The following is a 2,835-nucleotide window of genomic DNA, read 5'->3' as shown; positions in this document are numbered from 1 at the left end:
TTTATCTAAAATTTTGTTTTTGTCGCTATAATGCGGCTTCTTGACCTTTTCGTCTAGTGGCTCAGGACGTTGCATTCTCAGTGCGAAAACGCGTGGTTCAAATCCCGCAAGGGTCGCCATTATGGACTTATACAAGCCTCATGATTTTAAACGATAAATTTATCTATGATTTTATCATGGACTTTCATACAGCCCGTCAGATTTTAAATAATAAATTTTATCTGCGATTTTATCGATGAAGCTTTTATCGTGCGAGACGATGATTTCGCTTACGTCAAGCCCCGCCAAAATCCCCGCCACGCGCTCCTGCATCGCCTCATCAAGCGCCGTCGTAGGCTCGTCCAGTAGCAGTATCCTAGGCTCGCATACCAGCGCGCCCGCAAGTGCCACTAGCTTTTTCTCGCCGCCGCTTAGATGAAAGGGCACTCGCTCGCGCAGATGTTCGATTCCCAAGCGCCGTAGCGTCTCTAGCGCCTTGCGCTCGATCTGCTCTTCGCTTAAAATTTCAAGCTTTTTTAGATGGTCGTTTTCGCTGCCCTGCCTTAAAATTTGCGCCTTACGACCAAAAAATTTAGAAAAAATTCCACGCCTTTGCTCCACATTTCGTGCTCGTTTTAACCGCTCATTTTGCGCACGCAGGCTAAATGCGACGTCCTCAAACACGCTCGCGCACAAAAATTGATCGTCGCTGTTTTGAAATAAAAACCCGATCTCGTGGCGAAATTTTATAAAATCCTCCACACACTCAAGCTTCTCGCCGAAAAGCTCGATCTCGCCCTCGCCCCATTGCCTTAGGCCGCCTAAAATTTGAAGCAGGCTCGTCTTGCCCTGCCCGTTCGCGCCCAAGATCGCCACTTTTTCCTTATGCCCTACGCTCAAATTTACACCGCGAAAAATTTCTCGCTCGCCGTTTTTAGCGCTTAAACCCAGTGCCTTAAGCGAACAGCTCATAAGATGGCTCCGATTTTAATAAATACGCACGCCAGCACGAACGCCAAAAACGAGGCTTCCAAGACGCTCAAGCCTTCGCGACGTTCGTAAAATAGCCTACCGCAAAGCCCTCGCGCGCTCATCACCATGCTTAAATTTCTTGCCTGCTCAAGCGCCGAAATCGCTAAAATCCCGATCAAATTCGCATAAATTTTATAGGTGAAAATTCCGCTCGTCCCTACAAATCCGCGCATGCGCAAAAGAGCTTGCAGCCTCGCTAAATCCGAGCGTAAAAAATTTACGAATCGCCCGCAGCAATACACCAAAGAGCTTAGCTTTTCGCCGAGCCCGAGCCCGTAAAATCCGCGTGCGAAAAAATATTCATCCTTGCCGTAAAATAGCAAAATCGCAAACGCCATTATCAAATTTGCGCGCAAAAATATCACGCCCGCAAGCTCGTAGTTGCCGACTATGGCGGGGCTTAACGCGCTTAAAATCGCAAAGATATTTAATACCGCAAGCCTTGTGCAGACCGCACGCGCAATCGAAATTTTAAGTGCAAAAAGAAGTAGCGGCGGGGCAAAAAACGCCGCATAAAGCTGCCCGCTAAGTCCGACGCCGAAGCTGAAGATAAAAAACGCGAGCAGTGATACGGCGGGGCTCATTTGCGCGCTCTTTTCGCTAGCCACATTAAGCCAAAAAAGCCGAAAATCAAGGCCAAACAAAGCGCGATTTTAGGCGCCTCGGCGGACTGGCTTTGAAATGCCATGCTCCTAATATCGCCCTTAGGACTTTCTTTTGGCAAGATGCTTCGCGAGACGGAATTTTCCAAAGGCTTTGAAGCGCTTGAAATTTTATCTTTAGACACACTGCCTTTCGGCGCAATATTTTCGGACGCGGAATTTTTAGCGGCGTTCAAATTTTGCGGCATAGGATTTTCAGAAACGTCAGAATTTTGTGGCGTGGAATTTTCAGGATCACCGGAATCCTGCGGCGTAAAGTCCTCGGCGCTAAATTCCATCTGCGCGCCGTGCCCTGCACCTCCGTAAATTTGAATAGTAAAATTTTTAGCGGGTATTCGTATGCTCGCAAGTCCCTCTTTATCGGTCTTAGTCCGCAAAATTTCGCGCCCGTCAACACTGATTAAAACTTCGCACTGCATGCAGGGAGAATTTTTATAAAAATAGCTATAAATCGCCACTCTATCGCCCTCTTGCGTCGCGAAAAGATGAAGCGCATGCGAAAATGCAAAAGAGATCAAAACCGTTAAGAAAAATAGCGCTCTCATCGCCTCTGTCCGCCGTAAAATTTCGCAATAAAGCTAAGCGCAAAAAGGGTGATGATCCCCTCCAAAACAGCTAGAATCGCACCCTCGAGCGAGATGAGCGTCGCGATAGCAAAAAACTCCCGCCCGCTGATGAAAAGCACGAGATCAAGAAGCAGCATCGAGCAGACGATCGGCACTAAGCCCGCCAAAAATAGATAAATTTTTTGCGTGCGCGCTTTTAGCTCTTGCGCTTTTGCGGCGGCGGCAAAGAGCCCGCCCAAAACCGCTGGAAAGCCGATGACTGCGGTATTTACGCCGAGCACGCTAAGCCCTCCGAAGCCGAAAAACACCCCTTGTAAAAAAAGCGCGACGAAAATCGCCAAGATCGCGCGCGAGCCCAAAAACGCGCCCACGAGCCCGCTTAGCATCAAATGCATGGAGCTGACGCCCACGGGCAGGTGCACGAAAGATGCGACGAAAAATAGCGCGCTAAAACATGCGATCCTAGGGATCTCAGACTGCCTTACGCGCCATAAAATCGCCGCTACCGCAGGCGCCGTAACCGCCCAGCCGGCAAGCAGCACGGGCGCGCTCAAAACTCCTTCGCTAATGTGCACGGCTCGCCTCCTTTAAATCGC

Annotated in this window: 4 protein-coding genes and 1 tRNA gene; 1 reads left to right on the top strand and 4 read right to left on the bottom strand. The window is 49.3% G+C overall.

All coding sequences use genetic code 11. From position 1 onward, the window contains the following. The first annotated feature begins 42 nt into the window (after positions 1-42). A tRNA-Glu gene (locus tag Q0614_RS01560) sits at positions 43-119 on the top strand. Positions 120-174: 55 nt separating this feature from the next. Here the strand turns inward: Q0614_RS01560 and Q0614_RS01555 are convergent. From Q0614_RS01555 to cbiM, 4 genes are read right to left on the bottom strand one after another with little or no spacing between them, the layout of a single operon-like run. Then, positions 175-951, bottom strand: a complete 777-nt coding sequence (locus Q0614_RS01555; protein WP_298786028.1) for an ABC transporter ATP-binding protein — start codon at positions 949-951, stop codon at positions 175-177. After that, positions 948-1,595 (bottom strand): hypothetical protein, encoded by a 648-nt coding sequence (locus tag Q0614_RS01550; RefSeq protein WP_298786026.1) that lies wholly within the window; start codon positions 1,593-1,595, stop codon positions 948-950. Before Q0614_RS01550 ends, Q0614_RS01555 begins: the two co-directional genes overlap by 4 nt. Further along, positions 1,592-2,218, bottom strand: coding sequence for a hypothetical protein (locus Q0614_RS01545; RefSeq protein WP_298786024.1), 627 nt, complete (start codon positions 2,216-2,218; stop codon positions 1,592-1,594). The genes Q0614_RS01550 and Q0614_RS01545 overlap by 4 nt, the downstream gene beginning before the upstream one ends. Continuing rightward, complete coding sequence (gene cbiM / locus Q0614_RS01540) at positions 2,215-2,814, bottom strand: cobalt transporter CbiM (protein WP_298786023.1); 600 nt, start codon at positions 2,812-2,814, stop codon at positions 2,215-2,217. The genes Q0614_RS01545 and cbiM overlap by 4 nt, the downstream gene beginning before the upstream one ends. Positions 2,815-2,835 lie beyond the last annotated feature (21 nt).

Origin of the sequence: uncultured Campylobacter sp., from assembly GCF_937997595.1 — a bacterium.
In the GTDB taxonomy this organism is placed as follows: domain Bacteria; phylum Campylobacterota; class Campylobacteria; order Campylobacterales; family Campylobacteraceae; genus Campylobacter_B.
Note: the sequence above shows the minus strand (reverse complement) of the source record. Positions and strands in the feature narration are given on the sequence as shown.

Coding starts and splice junctions, on each gene's coding strand:
- Q0614_RS01550 (WP_298786026.1), bottom strand. CDS start 1,595: ATGAGCCCCGCCGTATCACTGCTCGCGTTTTTTATCTTCAGCTTCGGC.
- Q0614_RS01545 (WP_298786024.1), bottom strand. CDS start 2,218: ATGAGAGCGCTATTTTTCTTAACGGTTTTGATCTCTTTTGCATTTTCG.
- Q0614_RS01555 (WP_298786028.1), bottom strand. CDS start 951: ATGAGCTGTTCGCTTAAGGCACTGGGTTTAAGCGCTAAAAACGGCGAG.